The following is a 22,656-nucleotide window of genomic DNA, read 5'->3' on the forward strand; positions in this document are numbered from 1 at the left end:
AAACACTGCCGGGTAACCGCAGCGTTACCCGGCAGTGTTTTTAATACCGCACGCAAACCGACTTGGTTTCACACCAGCCGTCCAGCCAGTCCGGGCCAAAGTCACGCCCGGTGCCGGACTGCTTCATGCCGCCGAACGGCAGGTTGGCGTCGATCAGCGTATGGCTGTTCACCCAGACGGTGCCCGCCTGCAGCCTGTCGGTGTACTCCAGCGCCTTGCTGATATTCTGCGTCCAGACGCTGGCCGTCAGGCCATATTCGCTGTCGTTTGCCAGCTGGAGCGCCTCTTCCCCGTCGGCGACGCGCACCAGGTTGACCACCGGGCCAAACACCTCTTCACGCGACAGGCGCAGTGAGGCATCCGGGTTCACCACCAGCGTCGGCGAAACGTAATAGCCTTTGCCTTCCGGCCCCCGGTTACCGACGATCAGCTCCGCGTTGCGCGACCTGGCTTCATCAAGGAAGGTCTGCACCTTGTCACAGTGCGCGCGCGACACCAGCGGGTTGATAAACGCTTCCGGCGACATGCCCGGCCCGACGCTCAGGGATTTCACCGCCTGCTCAAACCCGCTGACCAGCGTGTCAAACAGCGGTGCTTCAATGTAGATGCGCGAGCTCGCCGCGCACACCTGCCCCTGGTTCAGGAAGCTGCCGGTCATCAGGCCTTCGATCACCCACGCCGGGTCCGCGTCTTTCAGTACGATAGCCGGGTTTTTCCCACCCAGCTCCAGGGTCACCCCGGTTAGCGTATCCGCCGCCGCGCGGGCGATTTGCTTACCCGTCGCCGTTGAGCCGGTAAAGCTCACCTTTGCAATATGCGGATGTGAGGTCAGCGCTGCGCCACACACCGCGCCGCTCCCGGTTACCACATTGAACACCCCGTCCGGAATGCCCGCTTCGCTTGCCAGTTCCGCCACGCGCAGCATGGTCAGCGGCGTGGTCTCTGACGGCTTGATGACAATAGAGCAGCCCGCGGCCAGCGCAGGCATCACTTTCCACATCCCGATCATCAGCGGGAAGTTCCAGGGCACAATCCCGGCCACCACGCCAACCGGCTCCTTACGCGTCCACGCCTGGTAGCGGGCGCCCTGCGGCAGCGGGATGGAAAGGTCGAGGGTCTTACCCGAAATTTTGGTGGTCAGCCCGGCGGTATAGCGCATCCAGTTCAGGGTGCAGCTGACTTCAAACATGCGGGAAATGTTAATGGATTTGCCCTGCTCCAGCGTTTCAAGCTGGGCCAGCTCCTCGCTGTGCTGTTCGACCAGATCGGCGAAATGAAGCAGGATCCGCTCGCGCTCTGCCGGCAGTTTTCCGGCCCAGCTGCGGGCGACAAACGCGCGCCAGCCGGACATGACGGCGCGGTCAACGTCATCGACGCTGGCATCGGCAGTTGAGGCAATGACCTCGCCCGTGGCCGGGTTGAAGACGTTCAGCCGCTTTTCACTGTCCGACGCGGCCTGACGCCCTTCAATCCACAGGCCATGCTGTCGGTCTAAAAATTGTTGTACGGCAGGCTGAATGGCCACCTGTGATTCAGACATAGGATACTCCTTCGTTATTCTTCGCAGGGTGTCCATCCAGTCTAAGTGGGGTTTTGCATTCTCGCTTTTGTCTCTGTGACATTCGCTTTGCCACCTGTGACAGGCTCCGCAAATCGCGATAATTGCCGCTTATATCGCTGTTACCGGTGAGTGTTCTTTCCTATAGTCAGCCTCATAGCTCTGACAAAATGCAACACAAATGCAACAATGCGAAAACGTTGACGGAGCAGTGAGAGAAACGATGGCGTGTGCAAGCGAGCAGGAACAGTATCAGCAGTGGCTGGCGCAAATTAACCAGGTTTGCGGGCGTTTTAACGCGCAGCCCACCGAGGGGAAGTTCTTCGGCGAGCTGGAGACCAGCTATGCGCGCAGCCTGAAGCTCAGCACCGTGACCGCAGGCGGCGTTAACCTGTTCCGCTCCCGTCAGGAGATTACGCAGAGTAACGATGCCTGGTTCTATACCGTGTTCCAGCTTGAAGGCAGCGCGGAAATTGAACAGGATGAGCGTCGGGCGGTACTCAGAACCGGTGATATCACGCTGATTGACGCGTCGCGTCCCTGCTCGATCAACTGGCGGGAAAAATCCCGCCAGATTTCGCTGCTGGTTCCCCGCCAGATTATTGAGCAGCAGTGTCGTTTCCAGGAGATAAGCTGCGCGACCGCCCTTTCCCGCACCTTGCCCACGGTACAGCTGAGCCATCGCCTGCTGATGGAGAGCATGAGCAATGCCGACCTGAGTGACCGGGAGAGTGAAGCGGCGCTCGAAGCGATGATCTGCCTGCTGCGCCCCGCTTTCCAGCAGCGTGAAATCATTCAGCCGCGCAAGGAACGCCAGTTCCTGCATGTAGTCGCGCTGATTGACGACCATATTCAGTCTGAATCACTGCGCCCCGAATGGATTGCCGCCGAGAGCGGTATGTCCGTGCGCAGCCTCTATCGCATGTTTGCGGAAAAGGGGCTGGTGGTGGCGCAGTACATCAAAAACCGTCGTCTGGATCTGTGTGCGCAGGTACTGCGCGCTGCCGGTGATGATGAAAAGCTGGCGGGCATTGGCTACAGCTGGGGTTTCACCGACCATAGCCATTTTTCAACGGCGTTTAAGCAGCGTTTTGGCGTCTCGCCGGGTGAATACCGCAGGCGCTACCGCTAACTACTTTTTGAGCCATTTTCCGTTAATACCCTTCACGTATTCGCCCGGCTGCGCGCGGGCAACCAGCTTTTGACCTGCCATTTTGGCCACTTCATCGACCGGCAAATTATTGCTGTCAGCCAGCTTCTGGTAGTTTTCCGTGCGTGCCGCATTGATACGATTGACCAGCGCCAGCGTTTCCGCATCCTGTTGAATCGGGGCAATATAACCGCTGAGGGTTTCCCCCACGCGCCCCTGCGCCCGGGCATCGTTTAAGGTCAGCGCAGCCGCCTGCACGTTCATCCCCAGCGCCAGTAAAATCAGAGCTAATCGTTTCATGGCATCCTCAGAACAGATCGCTGCGCGATTTCAGCAGAGTTTCAACGTCTTTATCGACCTTAATATGGATCTCATGTTCGATTTTGACATTCATATTGATGGTAATCGGCTCCTTTGGCGCAGCGACTTCAATACGCGGCGTACAGCCGGTCAGTAGCGCGGCAACGGCAACGGTGAGCACACCAGCCATCTTTATCATTGTTGTTCCTCACTTTCCTTGCCAGTCGAACTGCGGGGAGCAGGTATCGCCGCATGTTGCTCAAACCAGGTTTGCAGGTTGTCCCCAAAACGCAGGCTGCGCCAGAGGGTAAAGACATTCTCGTCATGGGTATAGTTCAGGTTGACGGAGCTGCTTTTGCCATCCACCCGGCTGGTCCCCTTGATGGTCGCCTGCATGGTTAATTCACCCAGGTTATCTAAATTGATTCTCGTCCACGAACGCGAAATTTCCATATAGCGGAGCCAGTTAATCGCCGCGCCCGCAACCATATTATCCTTCACGATGGCGTCTGCCGTATCTTTGTCGATACGTAGCGTCATTGGCCCCGGGTTGGTCAGCCAGCCATCTTTAATGATCCATTTTTCATTGTCCAGCCAGAACGGCAGAGCCCCGCTCACCGGCCCTGACATGGCAAACTGTTTCGGATTAACGGCGCTAATCAGCTCGCTGGAGGAGATATTGTCCACGCGCAGCAGGGCCGGATCGTGCTGTGGCATCCGCAGCTGCTGCATGGTGATCTTCCCGCCGAGGGTTTCCACCTTCACATTGGTGAGCAGCAGCGGGTTGTCCTCCGTCCAGGGATAATCCCCCTGTAGATCGGCGGTAATGTTGCGTGCGGTCACCAGGTTTTCCACTTCGCCGATGCGCAGCGTGACCGGCCCGCGCGTGCCGAGGGACCAGGTTCCCTCGCTGAAGCGGAACGGCAGCACAAAATCGACGCCGTTAATCTGGTTATCCGGCATCCAGGCGCTACCGGATTTCAGCACGCCGTGCCCGCCCGCTTCAAAGCCCTGATCGGCCGCCGCCGAGAAGGCGACCTGCGCGTAAAGTTCCCCGTCGCGCAGCGTCATTTTCCAGTCCGGCGGGATCAGCGGCTGGAAGACGGTGAGGGACTGTTTCGGCCACCAGGCCTGCCCGCGAAGACGTACGCCGTCCCAGCGACCGTTCACCTGTACCGGGCCGATTTTGTCCGCATGGAGGTCGCCCTTAAACTGAAAAAGGGTCGGGTCGGTGCCGTCGACGCTGAAGGTCAGGACCGAGGGCGGCAACGCGCTGCCGCCGGAGAAACGGGTTTGCCCGGCGTTGAGCGACAGCGCGCCGCTGAAGGATGGTTTATCGGGGTCACGCAGCCAGCGCACCGGTTGATCCAGCACCAGACGCGGCTTGCTGACCTCCATAGTGCCGTACTGGAGCTTGTCAAAACCGGTGGAGAGCGCCGTCAGCTCAATAAGGTTGTCGCGCCACTCGCCTTTCCCGGCAACATCCCAGCGGGCATGCATCGGCGTAAAACCGCCTTTGCCCCAGTAGCGCCACTGCCACAGGCCGTTATCAGGTAAAAAGTCGTTGGCCTGGCCGTCCAGGTGGAGTTCAAAATCACCCATCTTGTTTTCATGGGCGCGCAGAATCGCCTGTAAACGGCCGTCCACGCCCTTCTGCGTCAGCTTCACGCCCGCCAGCGGCCAGCGGATTTCATCGATATCGAGTGAGTCAATGATGCGCCCGCGCGAGCGGAGCAGCGCGCCCGGCTCAAAGGCCAGCTGCGGTTCATACAGGCTGCCGGTCAGCGTGGCGGGCAATTTGGCGTAAAGAATGAGATCGTTTTGCTTCGCCTCGCCGCTGAGATACAGGGGCATGTCGCTGTTTTCCATGCCGAGCCTGCCGGGCCCAATATTCAAGACCGCGTTGCCTTTCCCCGCGTCACCGTGAGTAAGCACATTCAGTCGTCCGGTCAGGGTGGTTTTATCCAGCCCCTGCTGCCAGTTGTCCGCGCGAAGCGACACGCGCCCGCTAAGCGGCATACCGGAAAGATCCCAGTTCCAGCGCCCGTCGCTGATGTTCAGCTGCTCCGCCGTGATCTGCCACGGCAGGTCGAGCAGCGGATCGGGGTTGTCCCGCGCCATCACCACCAACTGCCCCTGATTGTCTTCCCAGTCCAGATCGGCATCGACCAGAGACGTTAACTGTGGCACGTTAAAGGTCGCGACCGCGTGGCCTTTCACCGGCACGCCATCCGGTACCAGCGGCAGGGTAAACTCGCCCACCAGCTTAATCGGCTGCGGCTGGTCCGGAAGCTGTACATCGAACTGGCTGACCGAGAGCGTCTGACCGCGAAGCGTGCCTTTAATGCTGACCTGCTCGCCTTTATAGGCGATCTCCTGACGGGACGGCGTCAGCGATGCCTGAAGTTCGCCCTGCCACTGCTGCCAGGGCGAAAGCGTCAGACGGTGAATCGTGAGCCAGGTATTGGGTAACACGGCCTGCCATTGCGCCAGCGTTTTGGGGGCGACCGTTGAGGGCGCAGACTGGGGAATTTTGCTCAGACAGACGGAGTTAAGATCCAGCGCGCCGATATCCAGCTTCCAGCGGCTCGGATGTGACAGCGTCACGTTATCGATGCGGGCAATTTCGCAGTCTTCAACCAGATAGCGAAGATCGGGGATCACCAGCGCGTGGCGAGTCAGTTTCGGACTTTCTTCGAATGCGATGCGCGTCCCGACGGGCAGCCAGATCCCGGCGAGCGTCGGTACCCACTGGGCGAGCGTCATCAGCAGCGTCAGCGGCAACAATATGAACAGCAGTAAAAGCGCAAGAGCGGCTTTGTATTTACCCTTCATGGGCAGTTAATATCCTGATTTAGCGAAAGAATTAAGCCGGCAGTGCCGATCATTGTCGCATGTTTAGCCAGTCAGTTGAAGGGAATGCCATTTTTAAGGATAGATGCTCTAGAATAATTGATAGAACTTATTGAATTCAATAATATTTTAGAAATTGTAAGATAATTTTAATCATGCTAACGTGGATGTAAAATCACTGGAGAAAGTCTTATGAAACTCGCGGTATATAGCACAAAGCAGTACGACAAAAAGTATCTGCAACATGTTAACGAGGCTTACGGGTTTGAGCTTGAATTTTTCGACTTTCTGCTGTCCGAAAAAACCGCCAAAACGGCGCACGGCTGTGAAGGCGTCTGCATTTTTGTTAACGACGACGGCAGTCGTCCGGTGCTGGAAGAGTTGAAAAAACAGGGGGTGAAGTACATCGCCCTGCGCTGCGCGGGCTTTAATAACGTGGACCTCGACGCGGCGAAAGAGCTCGGTCTGAAGGTGGTGCGCGTCCCGGCGTATTCCCCGGAAGCGGTGGCGGAACATGCGATTGGCATGATGATGTCTCTCAACCGTCGTATTCACCGCGCCTATCAGCGTACCCGTGACGCCAACTTCTCGCTGGAAGGGCTGACCGGCTTCACCATGTACGGCAAAACCGCGGGCGTGATCGGCACCGGTAAAATTGGCGTGGCTGCCCTGCGCATTCTGAAAGGCTTCGGCATGCGTCTTCTGGCGTTCGATCCGTACCCGAGCGCAGCTGCGCTGGATCTGGGCGTGGAATACGTCGACCTGCCGACCCTGTTCTCGCAGTCCGACGTGATCTCCCTGCACTGCCCGCTGACGCCGGAAAACTACCACCTGCTCAACCAGGCTGCGTTTGACCAGATGAAAGATGGCGTGATGATCATCAACACCAGCCGCGGTGGGCTGGTTGACTCTCAGGCCGCTATCGAAGCGCTGAAAACCCAGAAAATCGGCGCGCTGGGGATGGACGTGTATGAGAACGAACGCGATCTGTTCTTTGAAGACAAGTCTAATGATGTGATCCAGGACGACGTGTTCCGCCGCCTGTCTGCCTGCCATAACGTGCTGTTTACCGGACACCAGGCGTTTCTGACTGCCGAAGCGCTGATCAGCATTTCGGAAACCACGCTGGGTAACCTGCAGCAGTTGGAAAAGGGCGAAGCGTGCCCTAACGAACTGGCATAAGCGTGACGCCGGGTGGCGGCTATGCCCCACCCGGCGTACTGTCTGTTTCCCAGGTCCGGTGCGCAAAGCACCACCAGAGCAGGACGGCCACCAGCGCAATCGCGCTCAGGACGCTGAATGCTGCCGCAAAGGAGTAATGACCCGCAATCGTGCCGGTTAACGCCGGACTCATGGATGCCCCAACCCCCTGCATCAGCATCACCACGCTCTGCCCGGCATTGACGTGCCCGCTTCCGCGCAACAGCACCACGATAAACGACGGCACCACCACCCCCAGGATCCCTGCGGCCAGCCCGTCGAGGATTTGTACCGGGATCATCATTAACGGCGCGTCCGTAGACGCCGCCAGCGCCGCGCGCACCGGCATCACCAGCAGCGCCAGCATAATCAAGCGCCAGTAGCCGTAGCGGTCTATTCGGTGGGCGACCCAGATGGCAACGGGGATCATCACCGCCTGAGAGATGATGACGGTGCCTGCCGCGTACAACCCGGGGTTGATCGAGGCGGGTGCCGCGGCCACCCTCATGCTCAGCATCGGCAGCAGCGCGGCGTTCGCCAGGTGAAACAGCAGCAGCGTCAGCCCGGTGACAAACAGCGCCCGGTTTTTAATCAGCACGGCAAAGCCGGGGACCGGCAGGCTCGTGGAAGAGGACAGCCCGCGCGCCGCGTCGTTATCAATATCCCCGTTACGGATAGCAAGCAGCGCGCACAGCGTTAACAGCGTGGTACAGGTCATCAGCAGGAAAATCCCGCCTACGCCCCAGTACCAGGCAATGCCGCCCGCAATCAGCGCGGTGACAAAATTGCCGCCGTGATTGAACGCCTCATTTTTGCCCATCTGCGCGCTGAACCCGCTCTGGCCGGTCAGCCCCAGCGTAATCCCGGCGATCAGCGGCCCCACAAATGCCGCGCAGATACCGGTGACGATTTGCGAAACTGCGACAACACCGCTCTGCTGGCTAAACCACAGCAGGAGCGTGCTAAGGGTGATGAGCAGGCACACCAGCGCCAGAACGGTCCGCTTGCTGCGTGAGGTGTCGGTGATGAATCCCGCCGGCAGCGTAGCGAGTAGTCCCGCCAGCCCACCTGCCGTCATCAGGATGCCGATATCATCGGGTGTCCAGTGGCGTTCGGTCAGAAAAATACCGAGAAAAGGACCGAGTCCATCGCGGACATCCGCAATGAAAAAACTTGTCAGGCATAATGCCCGCAGCGAACGAAGAGACATACTGCCTGCCTTTGTCTGTTATCGCCTGTAAAAAAGGAAATGTAGTATACCGGGTATTTTTGAAAATCAGATGACGTCTTAAAAAACATGTCCTCCGAACTTAAACAATTCATAACGGAGGCTGTTTTTTCGCTTTACTCATTATCTTGCCTGTCTATACTGGCAATAAATTTTCACAGGAGCCCTTCGTTGGAAAGTTATTTTATAGTCGATACGAAGGTAAGCTAGCGCAATTTTCTCGCTGCTTACCTTAAACGGTGGGCAGCAATCCTCTTTAAGCGATTGTATCCCGAAATAGTAAAACCGCTCAATTTGTGGGGCATCGCGATGTTCATGTTTACACATTCACTCTTTCCGCCACCGTCGTCCTGACACGCTTAGCATTTAAACAGCGTTATGATGTGCTTAGCAAAGCACTGACGCTTATTATTTAATAACGTTAACAGGCGACAGGCTGATGTTCCCTTATATCTCTCATCTGCTCGCAGCGATGCTGCTGGGCGCAATTATTGGCGCGGAAAGACAGTGGCGCCAGCGTATGGCCGGGCTTCGTACCAATGCACTGGTTGCTACGGGCGCGGCGGTGTTCATTTTGAGTTCGGTATCTACCTCTCCTGATAGCCCGGGGCGTATCGCAGCGCAGATCGTCTCCGGAATTGGTTTTCTTGGCGCTGGCGTCATTATGCGTGAAGGAATGAATATTCGTGGTCTGAATACCGCCGCAACGCTGTGGTGCTCGGCCGGAATTGGCGTGCTGTGCGGATTAGGCCAGTTCTGGAATGCCGCCATGGCCAGCGTAATTATTCTCTGTGCCAACATATTGCTACGCGAAGCCGCGCAGCGAATTAATCAACTGCCCGTGCTCCATGAAGGCGAAAAATGCTATGTACTGAAAATCACCTGCAATGATGAGCATGAAGATGCGGTGCGGCAGAGCGTCGTAAACATGGCCAAAGAGCTGACGCTAAGTCTGAAAGCGATTTATTCCGCAACGGCGCAGGCAGAAGGTAAAACTGAAATTCGGGCGGAGGTGATGACCCGGGAGGAATACCGAAAATTACTCGATCTGATTATGGGTAATATGGGCGGGAATAAAATTATCGCCTCCGTCAGCTGTCACGCAATATAAGTATATTACCGGGCATGACGCCCGGTATAGCCTTTGCCGTTTTGCACGGTCACTGACAATAACGCGGAAAGCTTCATAAGGCAGCACTGGTTTTAGCCAGCTGTCTCATCATCTCCGTCGCCAGGCTGAGCTGTTCGCTGCCCATCAGATGGGACAATTTCTCCTTAGCTGACTGCCACACCGGGATGACCTCTTCAAGCAGACGCCAGCCTTCACCCGTCAGCGTGAGTCGTTTTCCGGCACGTCCACGGCCTCCAGCCGAGTCAATAATGCCCCGGGATTCCAGACTACGGATATTTCGACTCAGCGTTGTCGCATCCACCCCTGCTCTGGCGGCGAGTTCAGCAACGGTTTCATTCGGGGAACCCCCAATGCCGACCAACAGACTGAACTGCTCTGCGGTCAGATCAAAAGGTCTAAAGCAGGCGTTGTAATAGCGTGTAATAGCCCGAGCGGTAGCGCGCGCCTGAAACCCCGGGCAAACTTCCGGAATGGTCTTCAACAGCGCCACATCAATGTTGTTCATCATTTCATCTCGACAAGCAATGCTAAAGTTAATAATGTATATACACTATTAATCATGTTTAAGGAACGGCTATGCCAGCCTTTGTTCATATCAACTTACGCATTATTGACCCTGCCAGACAGGCCAGCCTGGCCCCTCGCTTCACGTCAGCATTAGAGGAAGCAGGAGGTAAAATTGTTCATTTTGGAGCTGTTACACAGGTACTGGAAGGCGAAGTTGAGCCGTTACCCTATGCAGGCATTTTTGAATTCCCGACGCTAGATCAGGCTCTTGCCTTCTATCATTCGGAAAAATATGCGCCGATTAAGGCTGAACGCCAGCTCGCCCAGGAAGCGAGAATGTTCATCGTCACGACGGAATAACAGGCAGGTTCGACTGTACCTAAATCACAGAACTGAAATTTGTACCCGTTATGACAGCGTGCTCTCTGTTTTGCTGGAATTAACGGTTTAACCTGAGTTGTGCAAAAAACACTCAGGAGGGACACATGTACAACACAATTTTGGTTCCAATTGATATTTCCGAGGATAGCCTGACACATATGGTTATCCCGTTCGTTCAGGCACATACCGCCCTTAACACCGCCAAAGTCCACTTTCTTACCGTTATTCCATCGCTTCCTTATTATTCATCATTAGGTTTGGCCTACTCCGTAGAAATGCCGAAGATGAAAGAGTTCCAGCACGCGGCCTTAGCAAGGCTGGATGAAATTGTTAAGCAATTTAAAATCCCTGCAGACAAGATTCAGACTCACGCCGTGACGGGATCCCCTAAGGATCAAATCCTTAAGCTCGCTGACACGATCGGCGCCGACCTGATTATCATCGCCTCCCACAAGCCTGACATATCAACATATCTGTTGGGTTCAAACGCTGCGGCAGTGGTGCGGCATGCGAAATGTCCGGTACTGGTCGTAAGATAGAAAACCGGGCGAGAAGCCCGGTTTTTTTGTTGACGCATCCCTGAGTCAGGGCTGAATAAACGCGTTTAAACATTCAGTACGTGTGCGTTTAAATTGAGATCGGTAATGGCGGCCGGTTTTCCGAGCAAGTAGCCCTGAACTTCATCACACTTATTTTTTTTAAGGAAAGAGAGCTGTTCGGCGGTCTCCACCCCTTCTGCGGTTACCGCCATCGAATAGGCTTTACCGAGATCGATAATTTTCTCTACGACTGATTGGTTCTGGGGCGAATCGCCCAGGGTAAAAATAAAGCTCTTGTCGAGCTTGAGCCCGTCAAACTGAAACTTCCGGAGATAGCTCAGGGATGCATAGCCGGTACCGAAGTCGTCAATCAGAATGCGGACGCCCATTTTTTTGAGAGACTTCATGGTCTGCAAGGTTTTTTCAGGATCGGAAAGCGTGACATTTTCAGTCACTTCTATTTCCAGACGGTTAGCTTCAAGCCCTGTTTCGTGGAGTATCTCTTTTATCCTTTCGGCAAGATCGCTTGCCTGAAATTCGATAGCAGAAATATTTACGGATACCGATAACCCCGGCAATTTATCTTTTGTCTCCGCGCACGCTGTGCGTATGACCCAGTTGCTGAGGTTAATAATCAGCCCGGTTTCTTCCGCCAGCGTGATGAACTGATCGGGCATCATAGTCCCTCGCTGCGGGTGCTTCCAACGTACCAGCGCTTCGACGGCATCTATTTTCGAGTATCGGAGGTTATAACGCGGCTGGTAAACCAGGTAGAGTTGCTCTTCGCGAATTGCGGTCTTCAGTTCTAATTCCAGTTTTCTCCGTTCGGTCAACTTTTCAGACATATCCGGGCGATAATAGACCCATCGGTTTCTTCCAGATTGTTTCGCCTGGTAAAGGGCAATATCCGCATAGCGTAAAAGATCGTTTGCGCTGCTGCTATCCTGGGGAGCCAGCGCAATACCCATGCTTACGCCTATCGCCACGTCATTGCCGTCAATGGAGAAAGGACGGTTAAGTTCTTGCACGATGCGGTGACACACCTCCTCAATCTGCTCTGTTTGGCTGGTGTTGCCGAGGAGGAGCATAAATTCATCCCCTCCCTGCCTTGCGACAAAATCACCTCGACGAACGCAGTTTTTAAGCCGTAAAGCGACCTCGCCAAGCAGAGCATCGCCCGTGGAATGCCCAAAAATATCATTAACGGGTTTAAACTTGTCTAAATCGAGGCAAATCATGGCGAAGGGATAATGATTGACGCCGTCTTTAGCGAACTGGCCTGCCAGAAACTCCTTAATATGATACCGGTTCGGCAGACCGGTTAATTCATCATGGCGTGACAGGAACTCCACCCGTTTTGTTGCTTCAACTTCCTGAGAGACGTCGGTTGCCGCGCCTCGCAAAACCACCGTTCCATCATGCTGAGCAGACAACTTTGCCAGAAGCGTGCAATAGGACGTGGATTGTTGCGCGTGAGTATAAGGACAGTTCCGGAATTCAAAGCGTTCAGTTAACTCGCGGCGGCTGACACAGCCATGTAATAATCCGCTTGTAGAGGGAAAGAGTTCATCCAACCTGCGGCCTATCCATTCGCTATTTTCATATCCCGTCACTATAGAAAAACGGCCTGAAAGCCAGGTTATTTTTAACGATAAATCTGTTTCCCAGAACCAGTCGCTGGTTGTTTCACTGACGTCCCGGAATCGTTTTTCACTCGTGATGAGATTCAACCGCGCCTGCTCGAGGAGAAAGGTATTTTCGTCAAGCATTCTCGCCTTCTGCATAATATGGCGCATGAGAATAACCGTCATCGATACCGTCAGAATGACGGAAAGGATGAGTAAGGGTAAAAAATAAATAATCAACGCCTGGCCGGGGTTTTCGCTGTCCCAGATAATGTGCACATCACCATTCTGGGTGCTTAAGGTAAATTCTGTCTGATTGTTTATTTGAGAAGTGACTGTATCGGGTGAAGTACGAACATTTTTGACTCCGGCATCCTGCCCAATGGTGAGGAGTTTTTTAGCCGTTAGCTTGTCTATAAACACCATTGTCGAAGCTTTCCCCGGTAAGGGTTGCACGCTCGTATCATCGCCCGTCGTTATCCATTCCGCAGAAACAATGGCCGGAACGGAATCGATAAGCGTTAGCATAGAAACCGGCAATCCCTTTTTTATGCTCACATCACGGAGTAAACGGTCTTTGGTTGATTTATCTAACCAGCGCTCCAGATCCAGCAGCTTCAGTTTCCCGTCAACCACGCTGTACCGCGTGCTCCCTTCCGGGGAGAGAACAAACACCCCTTCGTAGCCAAAATTGTCATAGAGGGACTTACCCAGGTTTTGCTTATCCCATGCCCAGTGAACGTCGGTGCTCAGATGAAGATGTTTGTAGGCATCTCCCCACTCAGCATTGTCTTTCAAATGGCTTCGCATGCTTTCCTGGCGGGTATCCAGGGCTTTCCTTAACAAAAATTCATCGTGCTTGTCGCTGATTTCATTAACATTACCTTTTATTATTAGCAGGGAAATTATTGCCGCAATGAAAATACTTATCAACAACGTGACAATATAGGTAAAGGTTTTATTTATCAGGCCTTTAGAAGGCTCGGCATCCATAAAATCTGGATTGTTCAACGGTAGGGTCATCATTCGCCTTCTTAACGGCTATTACGTCAATTTTATGCCATCTTCATTTATCGGCATTTAATAATAAAAATTTATAGCTAAGACCCTGAAGCTAAAGAATATGTAATTTTTACAACCCAGATCAAATTATTAATCATTAACTCTTTTACTGCCTAAACTCGGTAAATTAAATATACCGATAGGAGTGACGTTTAACCTCACCGTTTTATTTATATAGAACGCATATTAAGACACTTTTTGGCTGAAGCGGTTACAGGCGTATAAAAAACCGGGCGTAAAGCCCGGTTCTTTTTTCTGACGAGACTGACTCTATTCGCTCAGCCCGCGATTCTCCAGCATCGGTTCAATCTTCGGATCGTGCCCGCGCCAGCTGCGATACAGCTCAGCTAAATCCGTGCTGTTACCACGGGACAAAATCGCCTCGCGGAATTTTTGCCCGTTTTCACGCGTCAGGCCGCCCTGTTCGACGAACCACTGATAGCCATCGTCAGCGAGCATTTGCGTCCACAGGTAGGCGTAATATCCCGCCGCGTAGCCGCCGCCAAAAATATGGGCAAAATAGCTGCTGCGATAGCGCGGCGGTACGGCGGGCAGATCCAGCCCCTCTTTTTTCAGTGCTGCCGCTTCAAACGCGTCTACGCTCGAAACGGCCTCACCGATGCCGTGCCAGTTCATGTCCAGCAGCGCGGCAGCCAGCAGCTCCGTCATGTCATAACCCTTGTTGAAATGGGTCGCGTTGAGCATGCTTTCCCGCAGCGCGTCCGGCATCGGTTCACCGGTTTCGTAATGGCGGGCATAGTGGGTAAACACCTGTGGATGGCTGGCCCAGTGTTCGTTGATTTGCGACGGGAATTCAACGAAATCACGCGGCGTATTGGTGCCGGAGAGCGTGGCGAAACGCTGGCTGGCAAACAGGCCGTGCAGCGTATGGCCGAACTCGTGGAACAGGGTGATCACGTCATCCCAGGAGAGAAGCGCGACGCCGCCGTTAGCCGGTTTTTGGTAGTTACAGACGTTATAGATCACCGGACGCGCAGCAAACTCGAAGGATTGCTCGACGAAATTCCCCATCCACGCTCCGCCCTGCTTGGAATCGCGGGCAAAGAAGTCGCCGTAAAACAGCGCCATGCCCTCACCGGTGTGATCGAAAATTTCCCAGACGCGAACGTCCGGGTGATACACCGGGATATCGAAGCGCTCCACAAAGCGGATGCCAAACAGCTGGCTGGCTGCCCAGAAGACGCCATCCTGCAATACGGTATTGAGCGCAAAATAGGGTTTGATTTGCGATTCATCGAGGGCATATTTTGCCTGGCGCACGCGCTCTGCATAAAAGGCCCAGTCCCAGGCCTGCACGGTGAAACCGCCCTGCTCGTCATCAATGACGTTCTGAATATCGGCCTGCTCGCGCTCTGCACGGGCGCGGGCGGCAGGCACAATGCCTCGCATAAAGGTCAGCGCGGCGTCCGGGGTTTTCGCCATCTGGTCGGCGATACTCCAGCTGGCGTAATCCTCAAAGCCCAGCAGGCGGGCCTGCCGCGCACGTAGCGCCGTAAGGCGGAGGATCAGCTCGCGAGTGTCGTTTTCATCCCCTTTCTGGGTGCGCGTCCAGCCCGCGTTGAACAGGTTTTCGCGGGTCTGACGATTGCGCAGCGCGGAAAGCGCAGGCTGCTGGGTCGTGTTCAGAAGCGGGATCAGCCAGCGATCGTTTAGCCCTCGCTCCGCGGCAGCCTGCGCCGCGTCGGCGATCTCGCTGGCGCTGAGCCCGTCAAGCTGGTGCGCGTAATCCACCACCAGCCCGCCCGTCTTATCGGCAGCCAGCAGACGCTGGTTAAACTGGCTGGTCAGGGTGGCCGCCTCGGTATTCAGCGCCTTCAGCTCGGCTTTTTCTGCTTCATTGAGACGCGCGCCCGCCAGAATAAACCGCTGCCAGGTCTCCTCAACCAGCCGACGGGATTCGGCGTCCAGCGCGGCACGGTCCTGCCAGACGCTCTCCACGCGGGCGAAAAGCACGTCATTCAGCCAGATATCGTTCGCCAGCGCGGCAAGCTCGGTGGAGAACTGCTCCTCAAGCTCCTGCAGGTACGCATTGGTATGTGCGGAGGTCATGGCGAAGAACACGCTGCTGACGCGCGAGAGCATGGCGCCGCTTTTCTCCAGCGCCAGCACGGTGTTAGTGAAGTCAGGCGCAGCGGCCTGAGACACGATGGCGTCAATGTCCGCCCGCTTCTGGCGAAGCGCTTCATCGAAGGCCGGGCGATAGTGACCGTCGTTGATTTCATCAAAATGGGGGGCCTGATAGGGCAACAGGCTGATGTCAAAAAAGGGATTCGTGGCCGTCATCTTTCGCTCCTGAGTACGAGTATCCTCCCAGAGTAGGCCAGGCCGCCATCCCCTGCAACGCCGTCATACAAATGTTGCCTTAACGCACCCTCTGCGGCCGTGCTATGTTAGTACAACACAAAAAGCGTTGAGGAACAGTGAGATGATTATTTTAGTTACCGGGGCAACGGCAGGTTTTGGTGAAAGCATCACGCGTCGCTTCGTCGCCAACGGGCACAAGGTTATTGCCACGGGCCGTCGTCAGGAGCGCCTGCAGGAGCTGAAAGACGAATTAGGCGACAGCATCCTGACCGCGCAGCTGGACGTGCGTAACCGCGCGGCCATTGAAGAGATGATTGCAAACCTGCCCGCCGAGTGGCGCGCCATCGACGTGCTGGTCAACAATGCCGGTCTGGCGCTGGGCATGGAGCCCGCGCACAAAGCCAGCGTAGAAGACTGGGAAAACATGATCGACACCAACAACAAAGGGCTGGTCTATATGACCCGCGCGGTGCTGCCGGGCATGGTCGAGCGCAACCGCGGCCACATTATCAATATTGGCTCCACCGCCGGGAGCTGGCCTTACGCGGGCGGCAACGTCTATGGCGCGACGAAGGCGTTTGTGCGCCAGTTCAGCCTTAACCTGCGTACCGATCTTCACGGCACCGCCATTCGCGTCACCGATATCGAGCCGGGCCTGGTGGGCGGCACCGAGTTTTCCAACGTGCGTTTCAAAGGCGATGACGCGAAAGCGGGCAAAACCTACGAAAATGCTAACGCGCTGACGCCGGAAGATGTGACCGAAACGGTCTGGTGGGTGGCGACGCTGCCAAAGCACGTCAACATCAATACCGTAGAAATGATGCCAGTCAGCCAGAGTTTTGCCGGACTTAGCGTCCATCGTGGCTAAACCTGCCCTACCCGGCCTGCGGGCCGGGTCTGTTTCGGGCCCTAAAAGAATGGTAGTATGTTCAGGCTAACTCTCTGAGAAATGACAACTCATGGCCGCTGAATCGCAACTCAATCCCACCCAGCCCGTAAACCAGCAAATCTATCGCATTTTGCGACGTGATATTGTCCATTGCCTGATCCCACCGGGAACGCCGCTTTCTGAAAAAGAGGTGTCCGTGCGATTTGACGTTTCCCGTCAGCCGGTGCGTGAAGCGTTTATAAAGCTTGCCGAGAACGGGCTGATTCAGATCCGCCCGCAGCGCGGCAGCTACGTGAACAAAATTTCACTCTCTCAGGTACGCAACGGCTGTTTCGTTCGCCAGGCCATTGAGTGCGCGGTGGCGCGCCGTGCCGCAACGCTTATCAACGACAACCAGTGTTACCTGCTGGAGCAGAACCTGCACCAGCAGCGCATTGCCATTGACCGCAAGCAGCTGAATGACTTCTTCCAGCTTGATGATGAATTCCACCAGAAACTGGCGCAGATTGCCGATTGCCAACTGGCCTGGGACACCATCGAGAACATCAAGGCCACCATTGACCGCGTGCGCTACATGAGCCTCGATCACGTCTCCCCGCCGGAAATGCTGCTTCGACAGCATCATGATATTTTCAGCGCGCTAGAAAAACGCGATGCGGACGGCGTGGAAAAAGCGATGACGCTGCATCTGCAGGAGATCAGCGAATCCGTGCAGCTTATTCGTCAGGAAAATAGCGAGTGGTTTAGCGAAGAGTAATATTCGCCGCCCCCTTTCGGGTGCGGCGGCGTGATTAGCGCACGACTAACACCGGGATCGTGGCGTAGCGCAGAATAGATTCCGCGTTTGAACCCAGCAGATGGGTAGAGATGCTCGGATTTTTCGACCCGATGACAATCGCATCATATTCCCCCTCCTTGCTCAGCTTGATAATTTCATCGCGGACGTTGCCAAAACGCACCATGCTGTGAATATTCTCCGGGGCGATATCGAACAGTCTTTTTAACTCGTTCATTTTCTTGCCGGATTCTGCGGTCATATACTCTTCAAACTTTTTAATATCGGCGTTGAACCCGCGCAGCAGAGACCGGCTGCTGGCTGGCAGAATGTTGACCAGGGTAATCGACGCGCCCTCTGCCTTCGCCAGGTTTGCCGCGTGGCGAACCGCTTTGTCGCTCAAATCCATTTCAAACACGTCTACAGGCATCAAAATGCTCTTATACATAAGCCTGACTCCTTATTCCGATGAAGGGTTATTTCCTGCACCCAGAATGACATCCGGAATATAAACCAACCCTCAACGCTTCCCTGTCGAAACTATCAGTTAATGAAAATAACGGTCTGCTTTGTAAATTACTGTCCTGAACGGTCAGCGCCCGGCGAAATAAAGAAAAAAGTGTGAGTTTGATCAAAAACAAAAACATGAAGCGCGGACAGGCGTATTTATATGCCCCGTGAACGGCAAACCTGAAATAGCGCCGTAACGAACAGGTTAGAGAGGAGAATATACCATGATGACATACGACCGTAACCGCAATGCAATCACCACCGGCAGCCGCGTCATGATTAGCGGCACGGGCAAAACTGGCGTGATTAAAGCGATCCACAGCGACGGGCTGGATGCCGCGCAGGTGCGCCGCAGCAAAACGGTTGAAGTGGAAGGATGCGAAGGTAAGTTCGAGCCGATTGAGCTGATTCGCCTGGGGATGCACTAAGCTGTGCGCAGACATGCCGCCGCGCGCGGCGGCATGTGCTGAATTACCGTTGAGACACGTACTGCGCGACGGTCGCTTTCGCCCCCTTTTGCAGCAACGACCGGTACGCGGTCATCACCGCAGCAACGAAGCGCGGCTCCTGCGGTAACTCTTTACCAAAGATGGCCTCAATGCCGAGCAGCGCGTTAACCCGATTTTCCCCTTCCGCACTTCCCTTCACCGCCGCCTGAATCACCGCCAGCTGCGGATCGCTCACGTCAATGGCGTTACCCTGCTCATCCACGCCGCCGACATAACGCATCCACCCAGCCACACCCAGTGCCAGCAGTGGGAAAGGTTTCTGGTGCACCAGGTGCCAGCGCACGGAGTCCAGCATACGCTGCGGGAGCTTCTGGCTGCCGTCCATCGCGATTTGCCATGTCCGATGGCGCAGGGCCGGGTTGCTGTAACGGGCAATCAGGAGATCGGCATAGCGGCCTAAATCAACGCCCTTCACTTTCAGCGTGGGGGCCTGCTCGTTAAGCATCAGCGCGTGCGCGGCGAGGCGGTAGTTCTCATCTTCCATACAGTCGTTGATATGCGGGTATCCGGCCAGGTAGCCCAGGTACGCCAGGAACGAGTGGCTGCCGTTGAGCATGCGCAGCTTCATCTCTTCAAACGGGATCACGTCTGACACCAGCTCGGCACCGGCTTTTTCCCACTCGGGACGTCCTGCCACAAAGTTGTCTTCGATTACCCACTGGCGGAACGGTTCACAGGCTACAGCCGCCGGGTCACGCACGCCGGTCAGCTGCTCAATTTTATCCAGCGTATCGGGAGTGACCGCTGGCACGATGCGGTCCACCATGGTTGACGGGAAGGTGACGTTAGCCTCGATCCAGTCCGCCAGCTCGCCGTCTACCGCACGGGCGTACGCGCAGGTCACATTGCGCATCACGTGGCCGTTCTCCGGCATGTTATCGCAGGACATCACGCTAAACGCAGGCAGACCCGCCGCTTTGCGACGCGCCAGCGCTTCCAGCACCACGCCCGGCGCGGATTTCGGCTGGTGCGGGTTTTGCAGGTCGGCGACGATAAACGGGTGATCGAGCATCAGTTGCCCCGTCGCCGGTGAGTGGCAGTACCCTTTCTCGGTGATGGTCAGCGAGACAATCGCCACCTGAGGTTCACACATCGCTGCCAGCACGGTCTCCAGCCCGTCAACCTGCGCATGGAGGGCCTTTTTGACCACGCCAACCACGCGGGATGTCCATGCATCGGCAGACATCTCCGCCACGGTGTAAAGATTATCCTGCGCGTTCAGATCGGCAATCTGCTGCTCGCCGCCAATCAGGTTAACCTCACAGTAGCCCCAGTCGCTGCCGTGCTCGGCCGCGAGAATGTCGGCGTACACCGCCTGATGCGCGCGGTGAAATGCGCCGAAGCCTAAATGTACAATGCGTGCTTTAAGGCTGTCGCGATCGTAATGAGGCAGCGTCGCGTTGGCCTGTAATAAGGTGTTTTCCATGATTAAGACTCGTTAATTAGAAAGCTGTGGATCGCTGCCGCTCCTTCTGAAGCGGCAGTGCCTGCTGACTACACCAACTAGAATGGCAGTTGGGGTAAAAAAATAACTGCCATCAACCATACTGATACTGCCGTTTGAGATTTTGATTTATATTAACTTTTGCTCATGTGGTGTGACATAAACATAAAGTTGTGTGATAAGTCACGGAAGCTATAAACCATTAGCGTCGCGAGGAGATCGCGCCGTAACCCACACTCTCTTCGGGCGCGGACTCCGCTGCGTCTTGCGCAGCGCTCAAATCACGGTCGCGCACTTCCGGCATCAGGATCGCCGAGATCAGCCCAATCACGGAATAGGCCACCAGCATGGCGACAATCGGCCACCAGGAGCCGGTCATATTGCAGAAGATCCCCGCCAGTACCGGACCAAAGCCCACCGCCACCAGACCGCCCGCCTCTTTCGAGATAGCCATACGGGTAAAGCGATTTCGCGAGCCAAACATTTCCGCCATGGTGATATTTTCCAGCGCAAACAGCCCCAGCACGGCGAAGTTATGGATAACGATGATAGAGAGCATGATTGTCCCCGGCGCATAGCTCTTATCGACGATGATCGACAGCATCGGGTACGTGAGAAGAATGGCGGAGATATTGAGGATAATGTACGGCAGACGGCGTCCCACTTTATCGGAAAGCCAGCCCAGCAGCGGAATGGAGATAAACCCGAGAATGGAGCTTATCATCAGCGCATCGGTAGGGATGGCTTTATCGAACAGCAGCGTCTGGACCAGATACCCGGCAAGGAACGTCTGGATCAGACCTGAGTTGCCCGCCTGACCAAACCGCAGGCCGGTCGCCAGCCAGAAGGATTTACTTTTCACCATTGAACCCAGCGATGTGTCCGGCTGCGCGGTTTGTGCATCGTTCACTTTCTCAAACACCGGGCTCTCTTTCAGGTTCATACGCAGCCAGATGGCGAAGATCATCACCACGACGCTGGCGAGGAACGGCACGCGCCAGCCCCAGGCAATCAGCTCTTCACGATCGAGGGCAAAGAACATCACCGCCCAGATCGCCGTGGCGCTCAGCGTTCCGCAGTTAGTGCCCATCGCCACCAGCGAGGAGATGATGCCGCGTTTGCCTTTCGGCGCGTACTCCGCCAGCATGGTCCCGGCCCCGGAAATCTCCGCCCCGGCCCCGAGCCCCTGAATAATGCGCAGCGTCACCAGCAGAACCGGGGCAAAAATCCCGATCTGCGCATAGGTTGGCAGGACGCCAATCAGCGTGGTGCAGATCCCCATCATGGTGATGGTGATAAACAGCACCTTCTTACGACCAATGCTGTCGCCCATTCTGCCGAAGATAAAGGCGCCGACAATACGTGCTATGTAGCCTGCGCCGTAGGTCCCCATCGCGAGGATCAGCGCCATCGCGGCTGACTGTTCAGGGAAGAAGATCTCATGGAAGACCAGGGCGGCCCCCAGTGAGTAAAGCTGAAAGTCCATAAACTCCAGGGCGGTGCCCAGCCAGCCGGAAACGGCGGCTTTCACCAGATCGGAGGTGGTTCTTTGAGGTTGTGCTTGCGTCATAATGGCTATCTCTAAAAGGTAAGATGCGTACCACCAGAGCCTGTCTGCGCAGGCTCTTAACCGCGTAAATGATTATTGGCCGAACGTGAGCAAGACTTTGCAGCACTGCCGCTGGTCTTTCTCAAACAGTTCAATGGCGTCTGTTACATGGTGATAGTCAAAGGTATGGGTGATCAGTTTTTCCGGGTCGATCAGCCCCTTCTTCAGCCAGTCGATGACGACCGGGAATTTATTGGCATTGAGGCGCGAGGAGAAGATCGCCAGCTCTTTGCCCGTGATGCCCTGCTGAACAATCTGGCTCGGCTCGCTGGAGAAGCCCATCAGCACGATGCGCGCCGCCGGAGAGGCCAGGGTTATCGCTTCCTGCAAAATCGCCGGATGACAGGCGGCATCAATGATTAACGTCGGTTTGATGCCCTTTTCGTCCAGCGCGGCCTGCAACGACTGCTCGCCGTTATTCAACACCCAATCCGCGCCGCTGCTCTGGGCCATTTTCAGGCGTTCATCAATGCGGTCAACCACGATAACCTGCTTCACCTTATAGACGCCTTTCAGCGCCTGCACGGTGACCAGCCCCATCGGGCCAGCGCCGTAAATCAGCGCAACGTCCTGCTCGGTAGGATTGGCCTGACCCGTCACGTTGGCGGCGATGGTGAAGGGCTCAACCATGACGGCGTGTTTATCCGGAATGTCATCCGGGATAGGCCAGGCATTTTTAGCGGGCACTGCCGCATATTCGCTGAAGCCCCCGTCGCGGTGTACGCCCAGCACCACCAGCGAGGTGCAGACGTTCGGTTTTCCGACGGAACACGGGTAGCAGTGTCCGCAGCTGATCACCGGATCAACCGAGACGCGCTGGCCCAGACGGGCGCTGTCTACGCCCTCGCCCACGGCGTCAATCACGCCAAAGAACTCGTGGCCGATCGTGCGTGGATACTTCGCAAACGGGTTATGGCCGCGATAGATGTGGCTGTCCGAACCGCAGATCCCCGCCAGCGTGATTTTGACGCGGACTTCGCCTGCGCCTGGCTCGGGGCGTGGCCGCTCTTCAATCACCAGTTCGTTCGGCTGTTGAATCACTACGCTTTTCATCGTTCGC

General features: G+C 55.6%; 20 protein-coding genes. 8 read left to right on the top strand and 12 right to left on the bottom strand.

Features of this window, described 5'->3' with window-relative positions:
• Positions 1-40: 40 nt before the first annotated feature.
• Positions 41-1,540 carry an aldehyde dehydrogenase family protein gene (locus KIF87_RS16025; protein ID WP_213329430.1) on the bottom strand — a complete coding sequence of 500 codons (1,500 nt, stop codon included), beginning with the start codon at positions 1,538-1,540 and terminating at the stop codon, positions 41-43.
• Between the two features lie 241 nt (positions 1,541-1,781).
• Here KIF87_RS16025 and feaR point away from each other — a divergent pair, with 241 nt between their 5' ends.
• Positions 1,782-2,690 carry a transcriptional regulator FeaR gene (gene feaR / locus KIF87_RS16030; protein WP_213329432.1) on the top strand — a complete coding sequence of 303 codons (909 nt, stop codon included), beginning with the start codon at positions 1,782-1,784 and terminating at the stop codon, positions 2,688-2,690.
• Here feaR and KIF87_RS16035 read toward each other — a convergent pair whose 3' ends face one another.
• The 3 genes from KIF87_RS16035 to KIF87_RS16045 are packed head-to-tail and all read right to left on the bottom strand — an operon-like array spanning position 2,691 to position 5,843.
• On the bottom strand, positions 2,691-3,008 hold the full coding sequence (locus KIF87_RS16035; protein ID WP_064672419.1) for a YdbL family probable chaperone protein: 318 nt from the start codon (positions 3,006-3,008) through the stop codon (positions 2,691-2,693). It abuts the gene before it with no gap.
• Positions 3,009-3,015: 7 nt separating this feature from the next.
• Positions 3,016-3,207 carry a YnbE family lipoprotein gene (locus KIF87_RS16040; RefSeq protein WP_213329435.1) on the bottom strand — a complete coding sequence of 64 codons (192 nt, stop codon included), beginning with the start codon at positions 3,205-3,207 and terminating at the stop codon, positions 3,016-3,018.
• Entirely contained in the window at positions 3,204-5,843 is a 2,640-nt protein-coding gene (locus KIF87_RS16045) for a YdbH family protein (RefSeq protein WP_213329438.1), read from the bottom strand. Before KIF87_RS16045 ends, KIF87_RS16040 begins: the two co-directional genes overlap by 4 nt.
• 210 nt (positions 5,844-6,053) lie before the next feature.
• Between KIF87_RS16045 and KIF87_RS16050 the strand changes: the two genes are divergently transcribed.
• The gene (locus KIF87_RS16050) at positions 6,054-7,043 is read left to right on the top strand and encodes a 2-hydroxyacid dehydrogenase (RefSeq protein WP_008502392.1); all 990 of its coding nucleotides are present in this window, start codon (positions 6,054-6,056) and stop codon (positions 7,041-7,043) included.
• Positions 7,044-7,062: 19 nt separating this feature from the next.
• Here the strand turns inward: KIF87_RS16050 and KIF87_RS16055 are convergent, their stop codons facing one another.
• Positions 7,063-8,271, bottom strand: a complete 1,209-nt coding sequence (locus KIF87_RS16055) for an MFS transporter (protein ID WP_213329440.1) — start codon at positions 8,269-8,271, stop codon at positions 7,063-7,065.
• Positions 8,272-8,728: 457 nt separating this feature from the next.
• Between KIF87_RS16055 and KIF87_RS16060 the strand changes: the two genes are divergently transcribed.
• Positions 8,729-9,400: an MgtC family protein gene (locus tag KIF87_RS16060; protein WP_213329442.1), complete on the top strand. Its 672-nt coding sequence runs from the start codon at positions 8,729-8,731 to the stop codon at positions 9,398-9,400.
• Between the two features lie 73 nt (positions 9,401-9,473).
• Here KIF87_RS16060 and KIF87_RS16065 read toward each other — a convergent pair whose 3' ends face one another.
• Positions 9,474-9,929, bottom strand: a complete 456-nt coding sequence (locus tag KIF87_RS16065) for a MarR family winged helix-turn-helix transcriptional regulator (RefSeq protein WP_249665933.1) — start codon at positions 9,927-9,929, stop codon at positions 9,474-9,476.
• A 68-nt stretch (positions 9,930-9,997) separates the two neighbouring features.
• Between KIF87_RS16065 and KIF87_RS16070 the strand changes: the two genes are divergently transcribed.
• Entirely contained in the window at positions 9,998-10,288 is a 291-nt protein-coding gene (locus KIF87_RS16070) for a DUF1330 domain-containing protein (protein ID WP_121423590.1), read from the top strand.
• Positions 10,289-10,413: 125 nt separating this feature from the next.
• Positions 10,414-10,848: a universal stress protein UspF gene (gene uspF / locus KIF87_RS16075; RefSeq protein WP_213329444.1), complete on the top strand. Its 435-nt coding sequence runs from the start codon at positions 10,414-10,416 to the stop codon at positions 10,846-10,848.
• Positions 10,849-10,913: 65 nt separating this feature from the next.
• Here the strand turns inward: uspF and KIF87_RS16080 are convergent, their stop codons facing one another.
• Positions 10,914-13,496: an EAL domain-containing protein gene (locus tag KIF87_RS16080; RefSeq protein ID WP_213329561.1), complete on the bottom strand. Its 2,583-nt coding sequence runs from the start codon at positions 13,494-13,496 to the stop codon at positions 10,914-10,916.
• A 309-nt stretch (positions 13,497-13,805) separates the two neighbouring features.
• On the bottom strand, positions 13,806-15,839 hold the full coding sequence (gene dcp, locus KIF87_RS16085; protein ID WP_213329446.1) for a peptidyl-dipeptidase Dcp: 2,034 nt from the start codon (positions 15,837-15,839) through the stop codon (positions 13,806-13,808).
• 142 nt (positions 15,840-15,981) lie between these two features.
• Here dcp and ydfG point away from each other — a divergent pair, with 142 nt between their 5' ends.
• Both ydfG and KIF87_RS16095 read left to right on the top strand, forming a co-directional pair.
• Positions 15,982-16,728 (top strand): bifunctional NADP-dependent 3-hydroxy acid dehydrogenase/3-hydroxypropionate dehydrogenase YdfG, encoded by a 747-nt coding sequence (gene ydfG, locus KIF87_RS16090; RefSeq protein ID WP_023311558.1) that lies wholly within the window; start codon positions 15,982-15,984, stop codon positions 16,726-16,728.
• Between the two features lie 91 nt (positions 16,729-16,819).
• Complete coding sequence (locus KIF87_RS16095; protein WP_063145668.1) at positions 16,820-17,506, top strand: GntR family transcriptional regulator; 687 nt, start codon at positions 16,820-16,822, stop codon at positions 17,504-17,506.
• Positions 17,507-17,540: 34 nt separating this feature from the next.
• On the opposite strand, the gene KIF87_RS16100 is transcribed toward KIF87_RS16095, so the two are convergent.
• Entirely contained in the window at positions 17,541-17,972 is a 432-nt protein-coding gene (locus tag KIF87_RS16100) for a universal stress protein (RefSeq protein WP_023335546.1), read from the bottom strand.
• A 286-nt stretch (positions 17,973-18,258) separates the two neighbouring features.
• On the opposite strand from KIF87_RS16100, the gene ydfZ reads away from it, so the two are divergent.
• Complete coding sequence (ydfZ, locus tag KIF87_RS16105; RefSeq protein WP_014883679.1) at positions 18,259-18,462, top strand: putative selenium delivery protein YdfZ; 204 nt, start codon at positions 18,259-18,261, stop codon at positions 18,460-18,462.
• Between the two features lie 43 nt (positions 18,463-18,505).
• Here ydfZ and KIF87_RS16110 read toward each other — a convergent pair whose 3' ends face one another.
• From KIF87_RS16110 to KIF87_RS16120, 3 genes are all read right to left on the bottom strand, one after another.
• Positions 18,506-19,969: a mannitol dehydrogenase family protein gene (locus KIF87_RS16110; RefSeq protein WP_213329448.1), complete on the bottom strand. Its 1,464-nt coding sequence runs from the start codon at positions 19,967-19,969 to the stop codon at positions 18,506-18,508.
• A 220-nt stretch (positions 19,970-20,189) separates the two neighbouring features.
• Positions 20,190-21,557 (bottom strand): MFS transporter, encoded by a 1,368-nt coding sequence (locus tag KIF87_RS16115; protein ID WP_213329450.1) that lies wholly within the window; start codon positions 21,555-21,557, stop codon positions 20,190-20,192.
• A gap of 72 nt (positions 21,558-21,629) precedes the next feature.
• Complete coding sequence (locus KIF87_RS16120; protein ID WP_213329453.1) at positions 21,630-22,649, bottom strand: Zn-dependent oxidoreductase; 1,020 nt, start codon at positions 22,647-22,649, stop codon at positions 21,630-21,632.
• Positions 22,650-22,656: the final 7 nt, after the last annotated feature.

It is taken from the genome of Enterobacter sp. 120016 (genome assembly GCF_018383635.1).
GTDB classification, from domain to species: Bacteria; Pseudomonadota; Gammaproteobacteria; order Enterobacterales; family Enterobacteriaceae; genus Enterobacter; species Enterobacter asburiae_D.